Source organism: Streptomyces spinosisporus, from assembly GCF_022698145.1.
Taxonomy (GTDB): Bacteria; Actinomycetota; Actinomycetes; order Streptomycetales; family Streptomycetaceae; genus Streptomyces; species Streptomyces spinosisporus.
This window is the reverse complement of the sequence record NZ_JALDAX010000024.1, coordinates 48,010-71,004: the sequence shown is the minus strand read 5'-3', so window position 1 is coordinate 71,004 and position 22,995 is coordinate 48,010. Positions and strand designations below refer to the sequence as shown.

Genomic DNA, 22,995 nt, shown 5'->3' with positions numbered 1-22,995 from the left:
GACCGTGCCGTCCGAGGAGGAAACCCATGAGTGCCCCACCGCTCGTCGATGCCCATCACCATGTGTGGGACCTGGCCGTGCGGGACCAGGAGTGGATCAGCGGTCCCGAACTCGCGCCCCTGCGCCGGACCTTCTCGCTGTCGGACCTGCATCCGCTCGCCGAGAACGCCGGATTCTGCGCCACGGTGATGGTGCAGACGGTGGCTGCGCCGGAGGAGACGCCCGAGATGCTCGCGCAGGCGGCCGCCGACCCGCTGGTCGCAGGAGTGGTCGGATGGACCGACCTGACGGCACCGGATGTGAAGGACGCGCTGGCCCGGCTGCGTGACCTACCGGGGGGCGACCGGCTCGTGGGCATCCGGCACCAGGTCCAGTCGGAACCGGACCCGCGGTGGCTGCTGCGGGAGGACGTCACGCGAGGCCTGTCCGCGGTGAACGACGCCGACCTGGCGTCTGCCCGGCCTCAGGTTCATCCTGGACCACATCGGCAAACCCGCCATCGCCGACGGCACGCTGGAACCGTGGGCCTCACAACTGCGGGCGCTGGCGGCCGAGCCGAACACGCTGTGCAAGCTGTCCGGCCTCGTCACGGAGGCCGACTGGTACGGCTGGACCGTCGACGATCTGCGTCCCTTTGCGGAGACGGTCCTGGACGCCTTCGGACCGAACCGGATCATGTACGGCTCCGACTGGCCCGTGTGCACGGTGGCCGCCGAATACGCGCAAGTGCTCGATGCGGCCCGTGCTCTGACGCTCGGGCTCAGTCCGGACGAGCGGGACGACATATTCGCGCGCACGGCCGTGAGCGCGTACCGGCTGCGAGTTCCCTGACGTGCCCCGCCCTCGGCCGCCTGCAACGCCCTCACCTCGGTAAACTGCTGTCGACCCGACAAGCCTGGAACTGCAGGAGCGAGAAGACGGATGCCACCGCACGACAGTTCCGCCGCCAGGGCCACGGGGGCGGAGGGGAAGAGCGAATCCGCCGGTCCCGCTCGCCAGGTGCTCTCGGACAGTGTTTACGAGCAGATCAAGGCCATGGTCATGGACCACGAGATCGCTCCTGGAGCCCGCGTGGGGATCGAGGCGCTTTCACGTGCGCTCGGTGTCTCGCCGACGCCCGTCCGTGAAGCACTCGCCAGGCTCGAGTCCGACGGGCTTGTCGTCAAACGGTCACTCTCCGGATACCGGGCAACCGAGTTGCTGACCCGCGAGGGAGTTGAGGAGCTCTTCGAGATGCGTCTCCTGCTCGAACCGAGAGCGGCGGCGCTCGCCGCCGTCAACGCCACCGAGGAGCAACTCGATGCCATCGAACGGCTCGTGGAGGAGATGCAGGCCCATCCGGGGCCCACGGGGCGGTATGCCGACTACCGCGACTTCGCCGCTCTCGACCAGCGACTGCACGACGCGATCGCGACGGCCTCCCAACGCCCCCTGCTCGCCGACGCGGTGGAGCGGCTCCACTCTCATCTGCATGTCTTTCGACTCAGAAGTGTCAGAAACGCCGACGATCCGACGCCCGCGGAGCATGAGCGTGTTGTGCGCGCGATTCTGCGCCGCAAGCCCGAGCGCGCCGCCGAAGCAATGACGGAACATCTCACGCGCAGCCTTCGGCGCCAGCTCAGCCAGGACTCGGATTCCTGACCGGCGCGGACTTCTTCGGTCAGGCCCGCTCTCACAGATGCGGGGCTGCACTTCGGCTCGGGCATCGAAGCTGCCGTCATCGCCGTCCAACCGCCGACGGAGCCGGCGCTGCTGCCGCCGTCTGCCATCCGAGCACCGACCGCGTGTCAGGACTGTTCGTCGGCCCGGTCTTCATGGGCGGCGTGCCGAGGCGTGTTCGCGGCGCTCGGCAACATCATGGCCCAACGCCTCCTCGCGCCATCTTCATGCGGCAGCCTCATTGGCGTCCGGTGACACGCCGCTCCCCTGCACGTGCGGACCGTGGGCCACAGTGCAGAAGGCCGCTTGCACTGCCGTCCCAACCAGCTCCTGGACGACCTCACGGCGTGCGGCGGACACCATGCCGACCTGATTCGCCGGGATGTTGCAGGACGGGTTCTTCTGACGGCCGCCGACGGAGCCGCGGCCGCTGTGTGACTGTCATCAGGCGCTGATGCGCGGCCCGTCACCGCTCACCGTCGCGGAACGCCGCCCCGCTGCGGGTGTCGTCAGGGCAGCGTAGTGAAGCTGATCCGGCGCTGCACACGGTGCCGACTGTCATCGGCCTCTGCGTACGGTGCGGTGAGGGACAGGCACCGCCCCGCGCTGCGGCGGGGAGAACAGGATGTCGCGGCCGGTGCACCGGGTGATGTGGTTGGTCTGCGGACCCCCGAACAGGCTGTGCGAGCCGTACTCGGTGGCGCAGGAGGCGTCTGCTGGAAGCCAGCCGAGGCCCAGGAAGGACGCGTGCATGCCGTCGGTGAAGGCCCCGATCGCCTGCTCGCGCAGGCGGGCGCCCGCAGTGTCGGCCCCGGCGGTCACCGACATGCGCTGGGCTTGCTGTGCCGGGGCGATCGAGCGGGGGTTGCGCAGACTGCCGGGGGTGGGCGACGCCGACGTGACCTCGCCACCGAGAAGTCCGGCATCGTCCACTGGCCTGCGGTCACCGGCGTCAGGCATTGGCGTCCCGTGGTGTAGCGGACTACACCACCGAAACGGGAGCCTGCTCCCTCGTGACGACGGGTCCGTTGGCGGGATCGTTGGCGGCAGAAGGTTCACCACCCAGGTCGCCCACGCTGTCGTACGGCAGACATCACGTCAGCTTCATGACGGGGACTGACCGGAAGCCGTCAGCCCACTTCCTTGCTCGTGGTCGGGTTCTTCGACCGCTGTGTCTCCGGATTCCGGCACCCCATGTCGACCGGCCCCCCACTTCACCGAGGAGATGCCATGCCCGATATCCCGTCCTGCCCTGTCACCGGCGCGAGCGAGTCTCTGCCCGAATATCCGCTGCCGCGGGCCGCGGAGTGTCCGTTGGCTCCGGCGCCGGCCGCACAGGAGCTGCGTGCCGGGAAACCGATCACGAAGGTGCGGATCTGGAACGGCAGCACTCCCTGGCTGATCACCCGCCACGCCGACCAGCGCGCCCTGCTGCCTGACCCCCGCGTCAGCGACGACGACCTCGACCCCGGCTTCCCGTACGTGAATGCGCACCGTGCGGAGATAGCGCCCGTGACACCGCGGCTGATCACGAACACGGACGCCCCGGAGCACACGCGGCTGCGGCGGACCGTCAACGGGCCTTTCGTGGTCAGGCGGATCGAGACGATGCGGGCGCCGATACAGAAGATCGTCGACGATCTCATCGACGACATGCTGGCCGGCCCGAACCCCATCGACCTGCTCAAGGCGTTCGCGTTCCCGCTGCCGTCGCTGGTGATCGCCGAGCTGCTCGGGGTGCCGTACGAGGACCACGACTTCTTCCAGCGCAACAGCGGTGTGGTCCTGGACGGTGCGGTGGCGCCCGAGGTGGCCAGGAAGGCCAGCGGCGAGCTGGCCGCCTATCTGGACCGACTGCTCACGAAGAAGATGACCGACCCGGGCGAGGACGTGCTCTCGGAGATGGCCGGCCGGGTCAAGGCCGGCGAGATGACGCACACCGAGGCCGTCCACATGGGCGTGGCGATGCTGATCGCCGGCCACGAGACCACCACGACGATGATCAGCCTCGGCACCCTCGCCTTCCTCCAGCACCCCGACCAGCTCGCCCTGTTGAGGGAGGCAGAAGACCCGAAGGTCATAGCGAACGCGGTGGACGAGGTGCTGCGCTATCTGACCATCGTGCAGACGGGTGTGCGCAGGGTCGCCAAGGACGACATCGAGATCGGCGACGTTGTGATCCGCAAGGGCGACGGCATGATCTTCGACCTGCACGCGGCGAACTGGGACCCTGAGGTGTTCCCGGAGGCCGAGTGCCTCGACATCACCCGCCCGGCCCGCATCCACCAGGCCTTCGGCTACGGCCCCCACCAGTGCCTGGGCCAGAACCTGGCCCGCCTGGAACTCCAGGTCGCCTACGGCGCCCTCTACCGCCGCATCCCCACCCTGCGGCTCGCCGCTGACCTCGCGGACCTGGAGTTCGACCACACCGGGACCACCTACGGCGTGAAGAGCCTGCCCGTGGCCTGGTGACCCCTCGTTTCGAGGGCCCCCACGTTTCGAAAACCCCCACGAAGAACCGACAAGAAGCAAGGTGACACCCATGCTTGTGGAACTGGACGTCCCGAAGTGCGTGGCCTCGGGGCAGTGTGTGATGGCCGCCCCCGACGTCTTCGACCAGCGTGAGGACGACGGCGTGGCGATCCTGTTGGAGGAGCACCCCGGCGACGAACTCCTGGACGAGGTGCGCGAGGCCGTGGCGATCTGCCCGGCCGCGGCGATCCGGCTGGCGGAGCAGTGAGGCGCATCGTGGTCGTCGGCGCGTCCGCCGCCGGGCTCGCGGCGGCCGAGACCCTGCGCCGCGAGGGTTACGACGGCACCCTCACCCTCGTCGGCGACGAACCGCACCCCCCGTACGACCGTCCCCCGCTGTCCAAGCAGATCCTCTCCGGCGAGTGGAGCACCCAGCAGCTGCCGCTGCGCCCGTATACCGACCTCGACGCCCTGGATCTCGATCTGCGACTGGGGGCGGCGGCGACGGGTCTTGACGTGCCGGACCGTACGGTGCGTCTGGCCGACGGGTCGCGGATGCCGTACGACGGGCTGATCCTGGCCACCGGGGTACGGCCCCGGCGGCTGCCCGGCAAGGGTGCGCACGTCCTGCGGACCCTGGACGACGCCCTCGCCCTGCGCGACCGGCTGATGCCGGGCAGCCGTCTGGTCGTGGTGGGTGCCGGGTTCCTCGGCGCCGAGGCCGCGGCCGTCGCCTGGAAACTGGGCTGCGAGGTGACCCTCCTCGAACCCGCCCCGGTCCCGCTGGCCCACGCGGTCGGCACCGAGGTCGGCCGGGTGCTCTCCCAGGCTCATCTCGACCGCGGCGTGGAGCTGCGCTGCGGGGTCACCGTGACCGAGGTGACCGAGGAAGGGGCGCGGCTCGCGGACGGTGAGGTGGTCGAAGCCGACGAGATCCTTCTCGCCATCGGCTCGCTGCCCAACACCGAGTGGCTGGCGGACAGCGGGCTGGCAGTGGGCGACGGCGTCGTCTGCGACCAGTACTGCGAAGCCGCCGATGGCGTCTACGCGGCCGGTGACGTAGCCCGCTGGGACAACCCCCTGTTCGGGGTGCCGATGCGGATCGAGCATCGCACGAACGCCGCCGAGCAGGGCATGGCCGCCGCCCGCAACCTGCTCGCCGCCCCGGAGGCACGCAAGCCCTTCGCGCCGGTGCCGTACTTCTGGTCGGACCAGTACAACATGAAGATCCAGGCGTACGGCTATCTGCGTGGCCACGACGAAGTCGCCGTAGTGGAAGGCGACTTGGCCGAGCGCCGGTTCGTCGCCGCCTACGGCACCGGGGAGCGACTGACGGGTGCGCTCTCGGTCGGCATGTCGCCCAAGGCCATCCGTGCCTGGCGGCAGGCCATCGCGGGCGGCACGCCCTGGGAGGAAGCCGTACCGGCCGGGACACCGGCCACCGAAGCAGCCTGACCCGATCAGACGGTGCGGCTCCCGGTTCCCGGAGTCGCACCGGACGGCCGATGACAACAAGGAGGTTGTTCATGCAGGACCGTACGGACGACGCGCGTGAGGTGGTCGTCGTCACCGGAGCAGGCGGCATGGGTTCCTCGGTGGCCCGGCGGCTGGGGAGCGGCCGGACGCTGATCGTCGCCGACGCCTTCCGCGAGCAGCTCGACCGGGCCGTCGACGCCTTGCGTGCCGAGGGCTACCACGCGCGGGGCGTTCTGACCGACGTCTCAGACCGCGTGTCGGTCGAGCACCTCGCCCGGATCGCGGCCGACGCGGGACGGCTCACCACCGTCGTGCACACCGCGGGCGTCTCCGCCGCGACGGCGTCGGTGCGCACCATCCTCGACGTCGACCTGCTCGGCACGGTGTATGTGATCGAGGCGTTCGAGAAGGTGGCCGTCCACGGGACCTCGCTGGTCTGCGTCGCCAGCGTGGCCGGGCACATGGCCTCGGTCGACGCCGAGGACGAGGCCGCTCTCGCGACCGCTCCCGCGGAACACTGCTCGCCCTGCACGCGGTCACGGCGCTCGGCGACGACGACTCGATCGGCGCGTACATCCTGGCCAAGCGCGCCAACCTGGTGCGGGTGCAGGCCGCCGCGCTCGCCTGGAACCAGCGCGGGGCCCGCATCAACACCGTCAGCCCCGGCGTCATCTCCACCGCCATGGCGAAGGCGGAGTCGGAGTCGGACTCCGGCGGCCACATGCTCAAGATGCTCGACGCGTGTGGCGCCGGCCGATCCGGCACACCCGGCGAGATCGCCGACGCCGTGGCGTTCCTCAGCGGTCCGCAGGCGTCCCGGCAGGGTGTGGAAGAAGAAACGGCCCGGCGTGCGGGGCGCGGTGTCGAGAATGTCGAGGTTGTCGACGGCTCCCTGGTCCTGGTGGCCGACCTGCTTGCCCTCGCAGAACAGCTGGAGGCGCCACATGTCGGTGCCGGACGCGGCCTCGGCCGAGCTGTCGTCGAAATCGTCGCCCCACAGGCGGACGGTGACGTAGGTGGTGCCGGTCGGGCTGACCGCGACCTCGAACCTCAGGGTGCCGCCCGCGTACGAGGCGGGTTCGGTCGGGTTGAGAACGCGGGCACTCTGGCCGAGGCCGCCGGTGACCGTGTCGGAGAGGGTGGCGGTGAGCTGGTGAGCCTTCTCGGAGCGCGCGTCGCCGAAGACGAGGACGTCGAGCGGGGCACGGCCCCGGGCGCGCGCCGCCTCCGGGTCGGCCGCGAAGGCCGGGGAGGCGGTCGCGACTGTCGGCAGACCGATGGCGGCAGCCACGACCCCGGTCGCCCCGGCGTACTTGAGCACGCCACGTCTTCCGGGTGAGTTGAGCACGGCTGTGATGGGTGCGTCGGGCACGACTGATCCTTTACTTGAGGCTGCCCATGAGGATTCCGCTGCGCCAGTACTTCTGAAGGGCGAATATGAAGACCGCCAGCGGAATGATCGACAGCAGCGACCCGGTGAGGACGAGGGTGTTCATGTCACGGGACTGCTGTGCCTGCTGCACCCAGGAGAAGAGGCCCAGGGTGAGGGGGAAGGAGCGCTCGCCGTTGAGCATGAACAGGGGGAGGAAGAAGTTGTTCCAGATGTTGACGAAATCGAGCATGAAGATGGTGATGCCGCCGGTGCGCACCAGCCGGAGGGCGATCGAGAAGAAGATCCGCGTCTCGCTCGCGCCGTCGATGCGGGCAGCTTCCATCAGCTCGGTGGGCATCGAGGTGTCGGCGTAGACCTTGCCGAGGTACACCCCGAAGGGGTTGATGAAGTACGGGATCAGCACCGCCCACACGGTGTTGGTGAGACCGATCTTCGCGAAGACGAGGTAGAGCGGGAACGCCAGCAGGGTGCTCGGCAGCAGCGAGGCGCCGACGATGACCCCGAACAGGGCGCCTCTGCCCCGGAATTCGTACTTCGCCAGGCCGTAGCCGGCGGCCAGCGAGATGAACGTCGACCCCGCGGCGCCGACCGTGGAGTAGAGGACGGAGTTGGCGATCCAGCGACCGAAGACCCCGTCGTGGTAGTCCCAGATGGCCTGGAAGTTGTCGGCGAGGTGGTTCGAGGAGAACCACAGGCCGAAGGTGGAGTAGAGGTCGGTCTGGTCCTTGGTCGACGTCACCAGCAGGAACCAGGTGGGGGCGAGCGAGTAGAGCAGGAAGACGATCAGCAGACCGGTGGTGAGCGCCACCGCCCGGCGGGTGGGGCGTACGCCGCCCCCGGTGGTGACGGCGCTCATGACACCTTCCTGTTCGTGACGCGGTAGAAGACGAAGGCGAGGATGCCGGTGACGACGGCGAGGACCAGCGACTCGGCGGCGTACTGGTAGTCGCCGGTCTTGAACGCCCGGTCGAAGATCTCCTGTATGCCGTCGGCGTACTTCCGGGCGCAAGGCGCGTCCTGCCTGATCATCGAGGTGAAGCCGATGTCGTTGCCGCCGGTCCCGACCGTGACCAGGCGGGTGTCGCGGGACAGCGCGGTGAGGTGGGTGGGGTTGGTGCCGTCGCCGGTGGACTGTCGTGCAGTCAGGTCGGTGAGGGTGGCCCCGGAGCAGCTGACGTCCTTGAAGTCCCCACCCTTCACGCCGAGTCCGGCGGCGACGAGGGAGGGGCAGATACGGTCGGAGCGGGCGCAGCCGACCGGGTTCCCCGTCTGGTCCCCGGCCTGGGCGCGGCCGCCGCCCGCAGGTTCGGGCGGCACGGCCACAAGGTCGGGCTGATCGCCCGCACGCCCGCCACGCTGACCTCCCTCACCGAGGACCTGCACCAAGGCGGCATCACGGACGCGGCCGTCCCTGCGGACATCACCGACACCCCAGCGCTGGAGACAGCGCTGCGGGAGGTCGAGGCACAGGTGGGGGCGGCAAGGTGGTGTTGTTCAGCCCGCGGCCCAGCCTGGAGTGGATCAAGCCCGTGCTCGAGACGGAGCCCGCCGACATCCAGCACGCGGTGGCGCTGAGTGTGGCGGCCGCCGCGGCCACCGTGCGGGCGCTCACGCCGGGCATGCGCCGGCGCGGGCGCGGCACCCTACTTGTTCACCACCGGAGGTGCCGCGGTCGACCCTCACCGCGACCGGACGGTCTCCGCGATTGCCTATGCCGCCGAGTCCGCGTATGTGCGGCTGTTGCACGAGACCCTCGCAGACGACGGCGTCCACGTGGCCCAGGTGACCATCGTCGGCGCCATCGGCGCCGGCCTTACCCATGAGCCCGATGAGGTGGCCGAGCACCTGTGGCAGCTGCACGCCGAGCGCACCCAGCCGCTGCTGGTCCTGCGCTGAGCGCCAGCCATCTTCGCCACCACATCCGGTTCCGCCGCGGCCAACTACCCGTCGCCTGTGCATTGCTCCCGGAGGAGCTTGACCGCGGCCGGAGCCCCGACACGCCCCGTCTCAGCATGGTTGCGACGGGGCTTCGGTGCGGTTGGGCGACTACTCACGCTGCTGGGAGGAGAGTGCTTCGTCAGCCGACCATCCGGGCCACGCGCGGTTGGTTTGCTCGGGGCCACACGGCTAGGGCCTGTTGTGAAAGTACTGGTCGCAGCCACTCGTTAATGGCTGCGACCAGCACGGTCGCTTCGAAGCGGACGGCGAGTTTGTCGTAACGAGTGGCGACGGCCCGGTGGCGCTTTAGCCGGTTGATCCCGCACTCGACCGCGTGCCGCTGCTTATAGTCGTCCTTGTCGAACGCCGGCGGCCGCCCGCCGCGCGATCCGCGCTTGAGGCGGTTGCGGACACGGTCCGCCGGGACCGGGATGGTGGCCTTGATCCCGCATCTGCGCAGGTAGGAGCGGTTTCCGCGGGAGTCGTACGCCTTGTCGGCCCGAACCCGGTCGGGACGCTTGCGCGGCCTGCCGAGCCCCAGCCTGGGGACCCGGATGGCTTCCAGGACCGGTTCGAACTGCGGGGAATCGCCCCGCTGCCCGGCCGTGATCACGACGGACAAGGGCTTTTGCCCCTGCTCGACCGCGAGGTGGATTTTGCTGGTCAGTCCGCCGCGGGATCGTCCGAGTGCGTGGTCGGCCGGCTCGGCGAAGATCCCGCCGGGCGGTTCCTTCTGGAGGTCCCCCTTTTCGCCGCTCCGGCGGCGTGCTGGTGGGCCCGGCAGACGGTGGAGTCGACGTTCACGTCCCAGGTGATCAGGCCCTTGGCGTCCGCCTCGGCCTGAAGTTGGGTGAGGATCCTCGCCCAGGTGCCGTCCCGCTGCCAGCGCCGGAACAGATCGTAGACCCGCTCCCACGGCCCATAGCGTTCCGGCACGTCGCGCCAGGGTGCACCGGTCCGGGTCCGCCACCGTATGCCGTCTATGAGCTGCCGCCGCGTCCACACCGGCGGATGGCCGGGCTTGATGCCCGCCGGCAACAACGGCTCCAGCCGGGCCCACTGGCGGTTCGTCAGATCACCACGTCCCACAGGACGTGATCATCAACGAACAAGATCCACTTTCGCAACAGGCCCTAGTCCCGAGCCCGTGGATCCCATCGGCCAGATCTCCAACGCGTTTGGTCAACACGTCAGGGACACCTTGCCATCTCCCTTACCGGCTCTGGCAAAAGCGGTTGATCACGTGGCTGTCGGTTTGTCGGCTCGTTGGTCTAGTCGTGGGCAAACCTCAGTCGCAGCCGTGGATCGCGTCGGATGAACTGTGGTCGCTGATCGAGCCGTTGTTGCCCGAGCCGCCTTCGAAGCTGGTGGAGGGGACGGCCGCGGGTACCGGGCCGGTAGGCATTCTGCGGGATCCTGTTCGTGCCGCACACCGGTATGCAGTGGGAGCACCTGACCCGGGAGTTGGGCTTCGGCTCGAGCATGACCTGCTGACAACGGCCGGCTGCCTGGAAGAATGGCGGTCTGCGGCAGCGGGCGGCCGATCCGGGCGGCAACACCGCCTCCAGCCGGACCCATTGTTCGTCCGTCACATTGCCATGGGCCGTCCCGAGAATGCTTCACGCCGTTGATCGACCTCTCGAACCTGGCCTGGTGTCATGCCAGTTCAGTGCGCCTTTGCATGTCGAAGAAGAGGGCGGGATACCCTGCCGGCGGTGCCTGGAACCGCGTGACCGGAGGAGTCGATGCTGGGATGACCGCAGGACGACCGATGCCCACGCAGGACGAGGTGCTCGGGTACTTCAACACGCTGTCGAACTGGGGACGGTGGGGGGAGGACGACGAGCTCGGGACTCTGAACCACATCACCGACGACGTCCGGCTGGCTGCAGCGCGGGCCGTGCGCCACGGCAGGAGCCTGTCGTGCGCATGGGAGGTTGCCGTGCCGGAAGAGATGGAGCGGGCGACGACGGCGTGTCCGTGTGCCGCCGACATGCCGGGTGCCGAAGACATGCCGGTGGCCGCATTCCGCAACGACCGGCGCTGGGGCTTTTCGAACGAGCGGCTCGGCATCATGTTCCACGGCAACACGATCACCCATATCGACTCGCCGTGCCACATCTTCTGGGACGGCACGATGTACAACGGGCGGTCACACTCGTTGATCGACGCCGCAACGGGATCGGCGTGGGCGGCCGTGACGTCGGCGGCGAACGGGATCATCACGCGTGGTGTCCTGCTGGACATCGCGAGGGTCCGCGATGTGCCGTGGTTGGAACCGGGTGACGGTGTGTTTCCCGAGGATCTCGAGGAGGCCGAGCGTCGCCAGGGCGTGCGGGTGCGATCCGGCGACGCGGTACTCCTGCGGACCGGCGGTGGCCGCGTCCGGCACGAGGGCGGTGCGGCCGGCGGTATCACGCAGGCCGGCTGGCACGCGGCTTGCCTGCCGTGGCTGCAGGAACGGGAGGTGGCGCTGATCGGCGCTGACACCCCTCAGGACGTTCAGCCGTCGGGGTACGACGATGTGTTGATGCCGGTTCACGCCGTGAGCCTTGTCGCGATGGGTCTGTGGCTGCTCGACAACTGCGACCTGGAGCCGTGCGCGACGACGGCTGCCGAGCTCGGCCAGTGGGACTTCCACCTGGCAGTCGCGCCGGTGCGCTTCGCCGGTACGTCCGGCAGCCCGGTCAACCCGATCGCCACCTTCTGACCGCGGGACTCGCGCCCGACGGAGTCGGCACCTTCCACCGCCTCGGAGTCGAGTAGCCATGCGCTGTGGCTGCGGACGTTGCCTTCGGTGATCCGCAGCTGTCCACGCACCACCGGGAGGATCTGCTCGGTGACCTTGTCCAACACGCTCTGGTTGTATTGACCTGAAACGTTGTTCACACGGCTGATGGGTGGGTGGCCGCCGAGTGCGGTGTGGCAGCGGTGGTGGTCGTGCGGAGCATCGGAGAGGCCTGCTGCTGACCCGGATGGTGGTGTATCTCGTACTCGCGCTGGCCCTGTTCTCGTCGGCTCCGTATCTGGAAGTGATGCGGCAGCTGGTCGAGGGCCTGCGAGGTGCGGGCTTGCTGGGTGAGTGGCATGCACCGGCGAAGTCGTCGCTGTTTCGGGCCCGTCAGCGGCTGGGATCGGAGCCGCTGCGGGTGCTGTTTGCCACGACCGCGACGGCGATGGGCACCGAGACCACTCCGGGAGTGTTCTGGCGAGGGCTGCGGCTGTTGGCGGTGGACGGGACCTGCTGGGAGGTCGCCGACAGTGCAGGGCAACGAGGTCGCCTTCGGCCGTCCCGGCAACCCCGAGGCCACGACAAGTCCTGCTTTCCCCAGGTGCGGATGGCCTGTCTGATCGAGGTGGGCACCCATCTCGTGGTGGACGCGGAGCTGGCCGGCTGCCGCACTGGTGAGGTCACCCTGGTCGGCCGCCTGCCCCGTCCTGCCAAGAGGGTCAGCTCGTCCTGGCCGACCGGGAGTTCGTCGGTGTTCCGTTGTGGCGGGCCTTCAGTGGCAGCGGGGCCGATCTGTTGTGGCGGGTGACCGCCAACCGGCTCCTGCCCGTCGACCGGCAGTTGCGGGACGGATCCTGGCTTTCACGCATCCACGCCACCGGCGACCGCGTCCACACCGATCCGGATCCGGTGCGGGGTGGTGGCTTACCACGAGGCCCCGGTCGGCCAAATGTGGGTCAGGCGACGGTCCAGTCGCGCAGCTGGCGGGCGATGCGGGGGACTCCGACTGCTTGGGAGGCCGCGTCGCGCACGAGAGCGACGGCTGCCTTGGGCGGATAGTCGAGTCCTCGTCCGTTGAGGATCAGGTAGGCCTCGGTGGCATGCCAGGCGAAGGCTTCGTTCGAGTGCTCCAAGCACGGCAGTCTCGCCAGCGTCTGCAGCAGCGCGGCGGCCTTCAGGTGCAGGGAGCCGTAGATGTCGCGGTCCATCGCTCGGGCGTTGACCCGGGCGACGGCGGCATACAGCGGTCCGTAGTCGTCGACCTGAGGATCGCCGTCGAGCAGCTCGGCGGCATGGAGGAGAAACGTGACGTCGAGCGGGTGCGGCGGTTCCGGCTGGGTCACGCGGCGTGTCCTCGCTCCTGGTCTTCGAGCTCCCGCAGTGCGTCCCGCTCGGCCGCTCGCTGCTCAGGGCCGGGGTCCAGGTTGCCGGGCTCGGCCGCGAACGCCGCGCCGCTACGGTCCATGGAGGCTTTGAAACCGTCCAGGAACCGCCGCTCCACGGCGGTCGCGCGGTCGTAGGCAGCGGAGAGGATGTACTCCTGCATGCTGACCCCCGCCTGCTTGGCCGCGGCCGCAATGGCGGCCCGCTGCGCGGGGTCGGGAAAACGCAGGCTCATCGCTTTGGGATCCGACATGGTATCTATGGTATCAGCGATACCATGCGTGTGTCAGGGGGAGTCGAAGGCCTCAGCACCTCTGGGTTCAGGACCGACGCTGCAGGCCTTCGGGGCCAGCATTACAGGCCGTCAATGCTGCCTGTGATTCGAGACCGATACACCGGAGCACTGATCGGCCTCGATCACATGCCTCAGGTTTCCCGCCGCGCCTTCGGCGGTCTAGCCGGTGGCGGTGCGGTCACCGCGGTCGCCGGTACGAGCATGGCGGCCGTTACCGACTCCGAGCCCGCCGAGCGGCTCTTCAAGGCCCGCCCCGCCGCCTCAGCCAGCAATCACCCCAGCATCCTGGTCATCCTCGGCGACGACGTCGGCTGGGTCGATCTGTCCGGCTGTGGCGATCCGCACATCAAGACACCCTGCTGCACATCAAGGCACCCGCTGCCGGGGGACGCGGAATTCGCAAAAGATCATATGAGGAATCGTGTCGTCTCTATCCCGGACACATCGGTGCTCTGGAATGCTGAGGGGGCGTCAACCGCAGCATTGCCAGGGGGGAATGGTCATGCCGTGGACGACGTCCGTCACGTGTGGCGGCGTGGGTGGTCTGGTCGTGGAGATCGTGGTGTTCTACGGGCGCATCGCGACCTGGCAGGCCGCCCGACAACGTGCCCTGTCTAAGGACCGGGGGCGAGATCAGCTGCCGCCGTTCGGGAAGTGTGTCGACGCGCCGTCCGACTTTTTGGCGGCCTTCACCCGGCTCTCCCCGGGCGCCGACGCCGTCGTCGTCGACGAACTCGCCACGATCCCGGCCGTGGTGGCGCTCTCCCGCCGGGCCCGCCGTCTGGTGGCGCAGAACCTGGTCATCGCTGGGGCCTTCATCACGGTGCTGGTGGCCTGGGACCTGATCGCCCCGCTCCCGCTGCCGCTCGGTGTCGCCGGGCACGAGGGGTCCACCGTCATCGTCGGCCTCAACGGCCTGCGCCTGCTGCGGGAAGCCGCATGGCCGCGGGCCGCCGGGGACGCCTCGTGAGCAACCGCAGCCGAGGCGACCGGACAACCACAAGGGCGACCGTTCGGGACGTCGCACGTGACGCGAAGATCGACCGTCGATGGTGATGCGCTACCAGCGCGGGCTGCATGGTGCGTCTCGACCGTGCTGGAGCTCGCGCTGACGCGCTACGTGATGCGGTTCCCGACGACCGTGGCGCTTGGCCGCGAGGCGGGGTTCGCGCCGACTGATCGAGCGTGAACCCGCCGAGCGTTCCCTACCTGACGTGCCACCGGGACGTCCTCGATGCAGTTCGCCTTCGGGCTCCTGGGGCTCGGGGGCTGCGCGGCTCGACTGCGTAGGGCGCATAGCGGAACGGGCACAGGTCTCGTGACCATCACGGTGCCCAAAAACCGTCGCCCCGAAGGCATCTCGTGACCTGCGCCCCGTCCTCCCCGATTCCCGCGATCCTGGCGAAGCTGGGACCGCTCGACCCCGATCGCGTGGCCGACCTGCGCCCCCGTCTGGAGTCGGTGCCCGACCTGACAGGCGCAGGCTCGGTCGGGGGAGTGCCGGGCAGTGGCTGGTGGAGACAGCAGCGCTGGCGGGCGCTTGTCAGGCCCGGGCCACCATGTGGTGTTCTGGCCGGTGGGCCCATGCGCCGGTGGTTCAAAACGGTCCGCGGCGGGATCCGGCCAACGTGCGGCGGGCCGGCTGATGTCTCAGTCCGGGTAGGCAGGGGGGAGGGGGAGGCGGGTGCTTGACGGAAGGTTGTTGTAGGCACAACATTGGAGGGTGAGTGCCTCGGTCGATGAAATCGTGCAGGACTGCCTGGCGGTGCGTATCCGGTTGATAGGTCGGACGGTCACCAGTCTCTACGACGGCGCCCTTGAGCCTCACGGGGTGACGATTGCCCAGGTCAACCTGCTGGCCGCGCTGGGCAAGGTGGGCCCGTGTCCGCCGGCCAGGCTGGGGGAGGTGCTCCAGCTGGAGAGGTCCACGGTCAGCCGGAACCTGCGTCTGCTGCTGAAGCAGGGCTGGATCGAGGCTGCGGCGTCCGACGCGAAGGGCATGCGCGAAGTCGTCCTGACTGACGCGGGCCGAGCCAAGATCGAATCCGTTGTGCCGGACTGGCGGCAGGCCCAGGAGCGGGCGGCTCAGCTTCTGGGGGCCGGCGTGACGGCGATCCGGGGAATCGCGAGCGACATGGGTTATCCGCCGAGCGCATAGCGCCGGGGGGCGGACCATGACCCCCCTTTTACGAGCAATGTTGCATACACAACGAGAGAGAGATTGTCATGAGTGTCTCCTTCGCGAACCGGGTCGTACTGATCACGGGTGCATCCCGGGGGATCGGCAGGGCCATTGCACTGGCGTTCGCCCGGGAGGGGGCTCTGCTGGTTCTCGCGGCCCGCTCGGCCGAAGGGCTGGCTGGGGTCGAGGGTGAAGTGCGCGCTCTGGGGTCACAAGCGCTGTCCGTGCCGACGGACGTGACCTCTCCCGAAGCAGTGACGGCCCTGGTGGACGCAGCGGTGGCACGCTTCGGGCGGATCGACGTGCTGGTGAACAACGCCGGGATCGGGAAGGTGGGCCGTGTCGAGTCGGCGGCGTTCGAAGACAACGTTCGTCAGACCATGCGTGCGAGCCTCTTCGGAATGATCAACGTAACGCAGGCCGTGCTGCCGGTGTTTCGGCAGCAGGGGTCCGGGGCGATCGTGAACATGTCGTCCGTGATGGGGCGCAAGGCATTCGCTCGATTCGGCTCGTACGCCATCGTGATGCACGGGGTTTCTGCCTTCTCGGACAGCCTCCGCCAGGAGGTGTCCGGCGGTGGGATCCGCGTGTCGGTGATCTATCCGGCGCTCACCGCCACTGACCTGCTGCGGGAGGCGAAGGAGGCGGAGATGCCGCCCCCGTTCCGGCACATGACGCCGCTGTCGGCGCACGACGTGGCCCGAGCCGTAGTGGCCGCGGTCCGGCAAGGGAAGCGACGGGTAGTGCTGCCGCGCATGGCGAACATGCTGCTGCTCGGTGAGGCCTTGTCGCCCCGCATCGGTGATCTGATCGCAGCCGCGTTGACCAGGCGGCATGTCGCCCGGCTGCTCAGGATGAGCGGCGGGAAGACCTATCACGAGACGATCGCGGGCTATCCGGTCCGATGAAGGGGCGCCGGTAATGGCTCTTCACCGGCGGCTATGCCGGCTCCTCGGCGCGGCTGATCGCGGCTCGGGCGGTAATGGGACTGGGGGTCGCGATGGTCTTCCTGGCCACCCTTGTACTGCTCAGCGGCGCCTTAACGACCCGCAAGGAGAGGGCGTTGTCCATTGGCCTGAGCCGACCGCCCCCGCGCGGACAGCTGACCCGCCGTCGTTACCGGGTGGCCGAGATGGTCAGCTCGCCCAACGTCACGCACGTGGTGCTGGTGCGTCGCTGAGCCGCGCGCCATGTGCTGCACGCGGGCAACAGCGCGCCATGTGCCGCACGCGGGCAACAGGACGCGCGCGGGTACCAGGTGGACAGGGGCGCGGAAGGTCCGGACGCCGGCCGGCCTGCCCTCGGGGTTGCCCGTGTCGGCGTCCCGTTGTCAGACCGGACCGATAGGGTCGCGTGCCATGACCTCGACAATCAACTGGGCGAATTGCAAAGGCTGTTGGAGACGGGCAAGCCCGCCCGGATACGCAAGGCCATCGGGCAGCTCGTCCTGATCCCGGACGACGGGACGGCGCTTAAGCTGACCGCCCGGTACGAAGCCGCGTCGGAGTACTCCTCGGAGCTGCTGCTGCGGATGTGGCCCCACGCGGCCGACCCGGACGGCTTCTGCGCAGCCCTCCTCGTCCCCGCCTTCGTCCGGGAGAACCGCACCTCGCTGCGCCTGCGCCGGATGACCTCGCTGACCGGCCTGCGCCACCTCACCCAGCTGCGCTCCCTGCACGTCGACCGCTGTGCGGAGATCACCGACATCACCGAGATCGGGCAGCTCACGCAGCTCACCGAGCTCGACCTCGGCGGCTGCGCGGGGATCGAGGACCTGACCCCGCTCGGCCGCCTCACCGGGCTGACCCGGCTCAGCCTGCACCGCTGCCGGGCCGTGTCGGACGCGGCACCGCTGCTGACCCTCGGGCAGCTGTGCGAGCTGGACCTGAGCATGACCAAGGTGGAGTCGGTCGACGGCTTCGGTACGGCGTTCCCCGCGCTGGAGGCGCTGACGCTGCGTGGCTGCCGCTCCCTGCGGGATGTCTCACCGCTGTCCGGGCTGACCCGGCTCACCCACCTCGACCTGGGCTGGACCGCGATCCGAGACCTGACCGGACTGCGCGACCTCCCCGCCGTGACCAAGCTGGAGCTGCGCAGCTGTGGCCGTCTGCGGGAGCTGACCGGCATCGACACGCTGCCCGCCCTGACCGACCTGGGCCTGGAGAACTGCCCTCGGCTGAGGACACTCGACGGGTTCGGCGCTCACCCCGGCCTGGACTGGCTGAACATCACGGGCTGCGACGGACTGACCGACCTGACCGGGCTGTCCGCGCTGACCGGCCTGCGGAGGCTGTTCGTCACGGAGTCCGGTGGGCTCACCACACTGCACGGACTCGAAACCGTCCGCGGTCTCTCCGTGATCTCTCTCGAGGACTGTCCCGAACTCGAGGACTTCTCCGCCCTCACCCACCTGCCGTCGCTGCAAGTCATCAACCTGCGGAACATGCCGCGACTGCGTGATCTGTCGCCCTTCTCGGGCGTTGCGGACCTGCGATCCATCAACGTCAAGGACTGCGACAACCTGGTCAGCCTGGAAGGCCTCGGGCGACAGAAGCTGCTGCGCAGCCTGTCGGCCCGCGCCTGCCGTTCCCTGCGTGCCCCTGGCCACCTCGGTGAGCTGCCTGCCTTGCGCGAGGTGGATCTCTACGAATGTCCGTCGCTCAGCGGCCTCGACGGTCTCGGCGAACTGCCCGCGCTGCACGAACTGAGCGTCCAGCACTGCCCGGTCCTGGCGGACCCGGGGGGTCTCGCCGGCGCCCCGGTGGAAGAGCTGACCTTCTACCAGGTGCCGAACCTCGGCTCACTGCGCGCATTGGAGGACTGCACCGGTCTGCGCAAGCTGGTGATCGAGGGCTGTCCGCAGGTGACCGACCTGCCGGCCGGGACGCTCGTCGACCTCACCATGTCGGGCGCCCTCTGGCGGGACCTGTCCGGCCTGGCCGGCCACGAGAGCCTGCGCGTCCTGCGTCTCGGATTGCCCGAACTGAAGGACGCCGGCGCGTTGTCCGGCCTGCCCGGCCTCAACGACGTCGACCTGCTGGAGTGCCGCGCCCTTGAGGACGTCAGCCCGCTCCTCGACCTGCCGTCCCTGCAGAAGGCGGCGCTGCCGTACAGCATGTCCTGGGAGGCGTACCACGGCCGGCCCGTTCCGATGCACACGGTGCTCACCGAGCGGGGAGTGACCGTGACCGGAGTGTGACGCCGGGCGGCCTGCCCCACGGGACATGTTCGAGCCCTGAGACGGCCGAAGGCGCCGGACGGCATGGCCTCCGGCGCCTTCGGCGTCCCTGGGCGCGTGTGCCGAGGCCATCGCGACGGCGGCCGTGGTCAACAACTCCGGCCAGGGCACCGTCTACGCCTGCATATCGGGCACCGACAGCAGCGGCTGACCGGTCTTCGTCTCGGCGTCGCGTCCCGGGGCGGCGGGCAGCGTGACGCGCGGGAGGAGTTGGACCGCAGCTGGAGCACGTATGCGCACGCGGCTGGTCCCTCATCGAGAGCGAGCCCGAGGTCGGCCCGACCTCCGTCGCCGCCCCGGTGGCCGGTTTCGACGGCCTGCCGCAGGCGGCCCTTGCGATCGGCGGTCCGTCGGTGCGGCTCGACCGGGCGGAGGCGGGTCGGTCCGATCGTGGCCGCCACCGCGCGGGCCATGGCCGTACGGATGGGACACCTTCCGGCACAGGAGTCCGCCGATGTCTGACGCGCGCACCCTCGGCGACCTGCCGCGACGGAACGAAGTGGAGCTCGGTGCCGTCCCGGTGGCGCGTGGAACGTCCGAACCGCCCGACGGCGATCTCCGACTGATACGCGGCAGCCCGCATCGGCAGCCGGGCCGGTCACACGCGCGGGCGCCGGGTCCTGGTCGTCTGACCTGGCGGAGCGACGCGCTGCCCGCCGCTCACGCCGCCGCTTCGTCCGGCGGGAAGGGGGCAGGGTACGGCTCGGCGAAATCGGCCGAGCGGCTGACGCCTTGCCAGGCGGCGGATTCCGCGAGCTGGTGCCGGGAGTACGCCATGGCCATCTCGGCGGCGTTGACGCCGAGCAGGAGGTGTGACGGCGGGTTGTTGCGGCGGACCGCGCCGACGATGATCTCGGCGGCGCGCTGCGGGTCGCCGGCGGCTCCGGCGTCGTTCTGGCGCATGCGCCGGTTCATCAGCCCGACGGTGTCCTCGTACTCCGCGGGCACCGGCTGGACCGTCATGGAGGACCCGGCCCAGTCGGTGGCGAATCCGCTCGGCTCCACGACCATGACGCGTACGCCGAACGGTGCCGTCTCCACGGCCAGGACTCGACTGAAGCCGTCCACCGCGAACTTGGCCGCCTGGTAGGACGCGATGCCGGGCGATCCGCCCACGCGTCCACCGACCGACGAGACCTGTACGACCGTGCCCGATCCCTGCGCGCGCAGGACGGGTACGGCCGCCTTGGTGACGTGGTACACGCCCCAGAAGTTGGTCTCGAACTGGGTGCGGAAGTCGGCGTCGTCCGTCGTCTCGATCGGCGACACGTTCGCGTACCCGGCGTTGTTGACGAGTACGTCGATGCGGCCGAAATGGCTGACAGCCGCGTCGACCGCGCCGCGCGCGGCGTCGGCGTCCGTGACGTCGAGGGCGACCGGGTGGATGCGGTCGTCGCCGTAGCGCTTGACGAGATCGTCGAGCTGTCCGGGGCGGCGCGCGGTGGCGACGACCAGGTCGCCCGCGTCGAGGGCGGCGGTGACCAGGGCGCGGCCGAGACCGCGCGAGGAGCCGGTGACGAACCAGACTTGCTGCTGGTGCTGAGCTTGTTCCATGCCCTTAGTGAAACACCGTTTTGTTAATAACGCAACGCGGTTGCTCTATCATGGGCTGGTGACCGCGTCCGGATTCCAGCGCGCCCGCAGCGCACAGGCCAAGCAGCAACGTGAAGAGGCGATCCTCGAAGCAGCCCGCAAGCTCGGCGCCGAGCGCGGCATCCGGGAGATCACGCTCACCGACATCGCCGCCGCCGTGGGCATGCACAAGTCCGCCCTGCTGCGCTACTTCGAGACCCGTGAGCAGATATTCCTCAAGATCACCGCGGCGGGCTGGCGGGAATGGTCCGCGGATCTGTGCCACCGGCTGCAGGAGACCGGCGCGGCGACCCCGGAGTCGGTCGGCCGGGTGCTCGCCGCCACCCTTGCGAGCCGGCCCCTCTTCTGCGACCTGCTGGCCCAGGCGCCGCTCAACCTCGAACGCAATGTGTCGGTCGAGTCGGTCAGGGCCTTCAAGCTCGTCACGCTCGAGGAGGTCGAGCGCATCGGCGGCGAACTGCGCCGGCTGCTCGGACTGGACGAGACACAGGCCGTCGACGTCATCGCGACCGCCACCAGCCTCGCGGGCGCCCTGTGGCAGATGGCGACCCCCGGCCCGCACATCCAGGCCCTCTACCGCAGCGACCCGCGCCTCGCCCACGCCGTCGTCGAAGTCGAACCGCGACTGCAGCGGGTGCTCGGCGCCCTGCTCAGGGGAACCGCGGACGGATGACGGCGCCGCGGGTGGTCCGCCGCTCCTCCCGCATGGTTCGCCCGCGGCGCTCGCGCGTGCGGTGGCCGCAGCCGCGCGAGGAGCGAGGACATCAGCAGCTCAGCGCCTCGTCTCGTACCGGGCCGCGAGTACGCCGCCGGGAAAGGCCCGCGTCTGCACCAGGTTCAGGTTCACCCAGCTGTCCAGCGAGGCGACGAACGGCGTGCCGCCGCCCACCAGGACCGGATGGGTGGCGATCACGTACTCGTCGATCAGCCCGGCGCGCATGGCCGCACCGGCGAGCGCGGCGCCGCCGATGTTCATCGGGCCGCCGTCCCCGGCCTTGAGACGGGTGATCTAGGCGCCCGCGTTGCCGGTGACCAGGCGGCTGTTCCAGCCGGTCTCGCGAACCGTCGAGGAGAACACGACCTTCGGCGTGTCCCGCTAGTTCCGCGCGAACTCGATCTCCGCCGGGGTGGCGTCCGGCTGCTGGTCGCCGGTCGGCCAGTAGGAGCTCATCGCCTCCCACAGCTTGCGCCCGTACAGCGTCAGGTCACTCGCCTGCTCGCACTCGAGCCACCACTGGAACAGCTCAGGGAGCCTTCCGTTCGGAAGTACCCGACAGGGTGGACCGGGGCGGCGCAGAGAATTCATCGGTGTGCGCTCCCGGCGCGCCGCTCGTCCTCGTGCTGGAAGCGCAGCCGGCGTGGTGGCGCGGCGTGGTGTACCGGGTGGGCGCGTCAGGAGGCGAGCACGCGCTGGTGCAGCGCGGTGACCACCTTGCGCGCGGAGGAGACCGCGCCGTGCTGCCGGGCGTCCATGTAGTTGAGGTGGTCACCGGCGAAGTAGACGTGTCCCTGGGCGGTGTTGACGGGCGCATAGGCCGGCGCGCCCGGGCCGTCGGGCATGGAGTGCCAGGCGCCTTCGAGGTGGGGGACGAGCTTCCAATGGTGGGCGTAGAAGGCGGCGAGTTCGCTGCGGTACTTGCTGCCGTGCGTCTTGACGCCCTGGTCGAGGGCGCGTTGCAGGCGCTGGGCCGAGGTGAGGGCCGAGTACAGGTCGGAGTGGGCGCCGGTGTTGTAGTAGCCGATGATCAGGCCGCGCTCGGCCAGGTGGCCGTAGGAGGGGTACCAGATGTGGTCGAGATCGAGGTCGGTCTCGGTGATCCGGCCGAAGATCTTGAATTCCCGTTCCCGCCACCGGCTTCGGTACTCCAGGCCGATCTTGGAGGCGTAGGACGGCTGCGCCGGTGCGGATCTTCTCTTCGCCTATGGCGCGGGCGAACGCCATCGGTATCCGGTCCATGCCGCCGACGGGCTGGAGCATCAGCATCGCCTGGTCGTAGCCGAACTCGGAGGAGAAGTAGCGGCCCACGTCGATGCTGAAGCCGCGGTGTTCGGTCCCGGTGTACCGGTAGTCCGAGCCGAGGGAGCCGTAGCTCTTGAGGAAGGTGAGCAGCCGTTCTTTGGCAATGAAACCGTAGACGTCGGCCTTTGCGGTGAGGTACTGAACCGGCGCCTTCACGCCGGTGGTCTCGTTGTAGATGAGCGCACCTGCGTTGGTGTTGGTGAAGACCTCGATGGGCACGCCGAGTTCACCGCAGTAGTCGAGCGTGAGCATTCACTGGGCGGGGCTGGCGTTCGTGTACTGGCCCTTGCTGAAGCGCGCGGTCTGGCTGAAACCGTTGACGTCGGTCAGCCGGCCGCAACCTCACCGTCCGCGGCTGGGGGCGCGGAGCGGTGCGTCCTTCTCCGCCGCGTAGGCGGCCGTAGGCGCGAGGCCGAGCGCCCTCATCGTGGCGAACGAACAGGGCACCGGCACCGCCGGTCACACCCACACTGCGCAAGAACGCGCGTCGGCTCCTTCCCGTCCCGACCTGAGGTTCTGCCACGGAGAGGCCCCCTTACGATCTTGCGCGACGGGGGGAAGCGTGCCAACGGACCGTCACGGCGTACGAGACCTTGGTGTATCCCGCACGTTTCT

21 protein-coding genes and 6 pseudogenes are annotated in these 22,995 nt (G+C 69.4%); 17 read left to right on the top strand and 10 right to left on the bottom strand.

Features of this window, described 5'->3' with window-relative positions:
* The first annotated feature begins 26 nt into the window (after positions 1 to 26).
* Together MQN93_RS39305 and MQN93_RS39300 are read left to right on the top strand one after the other, a co-directional pair.
* Positions 27 to 831, top strand: a pseudogene (locus tag MQN93_RS39305) (amidohydrolase family protein).
* 90 nt (positions 832 to 921) lie between these two features.
* Positions 922 to 1,641: a GntR family transcriptional regulator gene (locus MQN93_RS39300; RefSeq protein ID WP_242713256.1), complete on the top strand. Its 720-nt coding sequence runs from the start codon at positions 922 to 924 to the stop codon at positions 1,639 to 1,641.
* Positions 1,642 to 2,217: 576 nt separating this feature from the next.
* Here the strand turns inward: MQN93_RS39300 and MQN93_RS39295 are convergent.
* On the bottom strand, positions 2,218 to 2,619 hold the full coding sequence (locus MQN93_RS39295) for a hypothetical protein (protein ID WP_242713255.1): 402 nt from the start codon (positions 2,617 to 2,619) through the stop codon (positions 2,218 to 2,220).
* A gap of 270 nt (positions 2,620 to 2,889) precedes the next feature.
* Here MQN93_RS39295 and MQN93_RS39290 point away from each other — a divergent pair, with 270 nt between their 5' ends.
* The 5 genes and pseudogenes from MQN93_RS39290 (at position 2,890) to MQN93_RS39270 (ending at position 6,946) form a co-directional block, all read left to right on the top strand.
* Complete coding sequence (locus MQN93_RS39290) at positions 2,890 to 4,131, top strand: cytochrome P450 (RefSeq protein WP_242713254.1); 1,242 nt, start codon at positions 2,890 to 2,892, stop codon at positions 4,129 to 4,131.
* A 70-nt stretch (positions 4,132 to 4,201) separates the two neighbouring features.
* On the top strand, positions 4,202 to 4,399 hold the full coding sequence (locus tag MQN93_RS39285; protein ID WP_242713253.1) for a ferredoxin: 198 nt from the start codon (positions 4,202 to 4,204) through the stop codon (positions 4,397 to 4,399).
* On the top strand, positions 4,396 to 5,586 hold the full coding sequence (locus tag MQN93_RS39280; RefSeq protein WP_242713252.1) for an NAD(P)/FAD-dependent oxidoreductase: 1,191 nt from the start codon (positions 4,396 to 4,398) through the stop codon (positions 5,584 to 5,586). Before MQN93_RS39285 ends, MQN93_RS39280 begins: the two co-directional genes overlap by 4 nt.
* 50 nt (positions 5,587 to 5,636) lie before the next feature.
* Positions 5,637 to 6,020 (top strand): annotated as a pseudogene (locus MQN93_RS39275) (SDR family NAD(P)-dependent oxidoreductase); the annotation flags it as partial.
* A 185-nt stretch (positions 6,021 to 6,205) separates the two neighbouring features.
* On the top strand, positions 6,206 to 6,946 hold the full coding sequence (locus MQN93_RS39270) for an SDR family oxidoreductase (protein ID WP_372504526.1): 741 nt from the start codon (positions 6,206 to 6,208) through the stop codon (positions 6,944 to 6,946).
* A gap of 43 nt (positions 6,947 to 6,989) precedes the next feature.
* On the opposite strand, the gene MQN93_RS39265 is transcribed toward MQN93_RS39270, so the two are convergent.
* Positions 6,990 to 7,856: a carbohydrate ABC transporter permease gene (locus MQN93_RS39265; RefSeq protein ID WP_242713251.1), complete on the bottom strand. Its 867-nt coding sequence runs from the start codon at positions 7,854 to 7,856 to the stop codon at positions 6,990 to 6,992.
* Positions 7,853 to 8,317, bottom strand: a complete 465-nt coding sequence (locus MQN93_RS39260; protein ID WP_242713250.1) for an SGNH/GDSL hydrolase family protein — start codon at positions 8,315 to 8,317, stop codon at positions 7,853 to 7,855. Before MQN93_RS39260 ends, MQN93_RS39265 begins: the two co-directional genes overlap by 4 nt.
* Here MQN93_RS39260 and MQN93_RS44475 point away from each other — a divergent pair.
* Together MQN93_RS44475 and MQN93_RS39255 are read left to right on the top strand one after the other, a co-directional pair.
* Positions 8,270 to 8,575: an SDR family NAD(P)-dependent oxidoreductase gene (locus tag MQN93_RS44475; protein ID WP_372504529.1), complete on the top strand. Its 306-nt coding sequence runs from the start codon at positions 8,270 to 8,272 to the stop codon at positions 8,573 to 8,575. The two genes, MQN93_RS39260 and MQN93_RS44475, sit on opposite strands and share 48 nt — an antisense overlap.
* Positions 8,576 to 8,647: 72 nt before the next feature.
* Positions 8,648 to 8,896: a hypothetical protein gene (locus MQN93_RS39255; RefSeq protein WP_242713249.1), complete on the top strand. Its 249-nt coding sequence runs from the start codon at positions 8,648 to 8,650 to the stop codon at positions 8,894 to 8,896.
* Between the two features lie 181 nt (positions 8,897 to 9,077).
* Here MQN93_RS39255 and MQN93_RS39250 read toward each other — a convergent pair.
* Positions 9,078 to 10,027, bottom strand: a protein-coding gene (locus tag MQN93_RS39250) for an IS5 family transposase (protein ID WP_372504525.1) whose coding sequence is annotated in 2 segments (ribosomal slippage) — positions 9,078 to 9,634 and positions 9,634 to 10,027 — 951 coding nt in all. Because the reading frame shifts where the segments join, the coding sequence is not laid out codon by codon here.
* 215 nt (positions 10,028 to 10,242) lie between these two features.
* Here MQN93_RS39250 and MQN93_RS39245 point away from each other — a divergent pair.
* The 3 genes and pseudogenes from MQN93_RS39245 to MQN93_RS39235 form a co-directional block, all read left to right on the top strand.
* Positions 10,243 to 10,429: pseudogene (locus MQN93_RS39245) on the top strand (transposase); the annotation flags it as partial.
* 280 nt (positions 10,430 to 10,709) lie between these two features.
* Positions 10,710 to 11,648: a cyclase family protein gene (locus MQN93_RS39240; protein WP_242713248.1), complete on the top strand. Its 939-nt coding sequence runs from the start codon at positions 10,710 to 10,712 to the stop codon at positions 11,646 to 11,648.
* Positions 11,649 to 11,913: 265 nt separating this feature from the next.
* Positions 11,914 to 12,477, top strand: a complete 564-nt coding sequence (locus MQN93_RS39235) for a transposase domain-containing protein (protein WP_242713247.1) — start codon at positions 11,914 to 11,916, stop codon at positions 12,475 to 12,477.
* 148 nt (positions 12,478 to 12,625) lie between these two features.
* On the opposite strand, the gene MQN93_RS39230 is transcribed toward MQN93_RS39235, so the two are convergent.
* Positions 12,626 to 13,012, bottom strand: a complete 387-nt coding sequence (locus MQN93_RS39230; protein WP_242713246.1) for a fic family toxin-antitoxin system, toxin component — start codon at positions 13,010 to 13,012, stop codon at positions 12,626 to 12,628.
* Positions 13,009 to 13,305, bottom strand: coding sequence for a type II toxin -antitoxin system TacA 1-like antitoxin (locus MQN93_RS39225; RefSeq protein WP_242713245.1), 297 nt, complete (start codon positions 13,303 to 13,305; stop codon positions 13,009 to 13,011). Before MQN93_RS39225 ends, MQN93_RS39230 begins: the two co-directional genes overlap by 4 nt.
* Positions 13,306 to 14,053: 748 nt before the next feature.
* Here MQN93_RS39225 and MQN93_RS39220 point away from each other — a divergent pair.
* The 4 genes and pseudogenes from MQN93_RS39220 to MQN93_RS39205 form a co-directional block, all read left to right on the top strand.
* Positions 14,054 to 14,317: pseudogene (locus tag MQN93_RS39220) on the top strand (heavy metal translocating P-type ATPase); the annotation flags it as partial.
* A gap of 753 nt (positions 14,318 to 15,070) precedes the next feature.
* Positions 15,071 to 15,505: a MarR family winged helix-turn-helix transcriptional regulator gene (locus MQN93_RS39215; protein WP_242713244.1), complete on the top strand. Its 435-nt coding sequence runs from the start codon at positions 15,071 to 15,073 to the stop codon at positions 15,503 to 15,505.
* Positions 15,506 to 15,573: 68 nt separating this feature from the next.
* Complete coding sequence (locus tag MQN93_RS39210) at positions 15,574 to 16,437, top strand: SDR family NAD(P)-dependent oxidoreductase (RefSeq protein ID WP_242713243.1); 864 nt, start codon at positions 15,574 to 15,576, stop codon at positions 16,435 to 16,437.
* 476 nt (positions 16,438 to 16,913) lie between these two features.
* Positions 16,914 to 18,728, top strand: a complete 1,815-nt coding sequence (locus MQN93_RS39205) for a leucine-rich repeat domain-containing protein (RefSeq protein ID WP_242713242.1) — start codon at positions 16,914 to 16,916, stop codon at positions 18,726 to 18,728.
* Positions 18,729 to 18,881: 153 nt separating this feature from the next.
* On the opposite strand, the gene MQN93_RS44090 is transcribed toward MQN93_RS39205, so the two are convergent.
* Entirely contained in the window at positions 18,882 to 19,007 is a 126-nt protein-coding gene (locus tag MQN93_RS44090) for a hypothetical protein (RefSeq protein ID WP_278191675.1), read from the bottom strand.
* Between the two features lie 420 nt (positions 19,008 to 19,427).
* Positions 19,428 to 20,321 (bottom strand): SDR family NAD(P)-dependent oxidoreductase, encoded by an 894-nt coding sequence (locus MQN93_RS39200; RefSeq protein WP_242713241.1) that lies wholly within the window; start codon positions 20,319 to 20,321, stop codon positions 19,428 to 19,430.
* Between the two features lie 55 nt (positions 20,322 to 20,376).
* Here MQN93_RS39200 and MQN93_RS39195 point away from each other — a divergent pair, with 55 nt between their 5' ends.
* Positions 20,377 to 21,033, top strand: coding sequence for a TetR/AcrR family transcriptional regulator (locus MQN93_RS39195; RefSeq protein ID WP_372504528.1), 657 nt, complete (start codon positions 20,377 to 20,379; stop codon positions 21,031 to 21,033).
* Positions 21,034 to 21,132: 99 nt separating this feature from the next.
* Here MQN93_RS39195 and MQN93_RS39190 read toward each other — a convergent pair.
* Positions 21,133 to 21,606: pseudogene (locus MQN93_RS39190) on the bottom strand (dihydrofolate reductase family protein); the annotation flags it as partial.
* A gap of 146 nt (positions 21,607 to 21,752) precedes the next feature.
* Positions 21,753 to 22,849: pseudogene (locus MQN93_RS39185) on the bottom strand (flavin monoamine oxidase family protein).
* Positions 22,850 to 22,995 lie beyond the last annotated feature (146 nt).